General features: G+C 69.2%; 1 protein-coding gene. It reads left to right on the forward strand.

Features of this window, described 5'->3' with window-relative positions; genetic code table 11:
• Positions 1–772: acetyl-CoA C-acyltransferase (locus G3N94_RS41880; RefSeq protein WP_205799977.1), on the forward strand; the 772-nt coding region annotated here is incomplete at both ends.

A 772-nucleotide genomic window follows, 5' to 3' on the forward strand; every position in this document is an offset into this window, starting at 1 on the left:
GCGACGCGAAGCTGGTCGACACGATGATCGTCGACGGCCTGTGGGACGTGTACAACCAGTACCACATGGGCATCACGGCGGAGAACGTCGCGAAGGAATACGGGATCACGCGCGAAGAGCAGGACGCGTTCGCGGCGCTGTCGCAGAACAAGGCGGAAGCCGCGCAGAAGGCCGGCCGCTTCGATGACGAGATCGTGCCGGTGTCGATCCCGCAGAGGAAGGGCGAGCCGCTGCAGTTCACGACCGACGAGTTCGTGCGTCACGGCGTGACGGTGGACGCGCTGGCGGGGCTGAAGCCGGCGTTCACGAAGGACGGCACGGTGACGGCGGCGAACGCGTCGGGGATCAACGACGGCGCGGCGGCGGTGCTGGTGATGTCGGCGCAGAAGGCAGCGGCGCTGGGCCTGAAACCGCTCGCGCGGATCAAGGCATATGCGAACGCGGGCGTGGACCCGAGCGTGATGGGGATGGGTCCGGTGCCGGCGTCGCGGCGGTGCCTGGAGCGCGCGGGCTGGACGCCGGGCGACCTGGACCTGATGGAGATCAACGAGGCGTTCGCGGCGCAGGCGCTGGCGGTGCACAAGCAGATGGGCTGGGACACGTCGAAGGTGAACGTGAACGGCGGGGCGATCGCGATCGGCCATCCGATCGGCGCGTCGGGCTGCCGGATCCTGGTGACGCTGCTGCACGAGATGGTCAAGCGCGATGCGAAGCGCGGGCTGGCATCGCTGTGCATCGGCGGCGGGATGGGCGTCGCACTCGCGGTCGAACG

This window comes from Burkholderia sp. Ac-20353 (assembly GCF_017104785.1).
Taxonomy (GTDB): Bacteria; Pseudomonadota; Gammaproteobacteria; order Burkholderiales; family Burkholderiaceae; genus Burkholderia.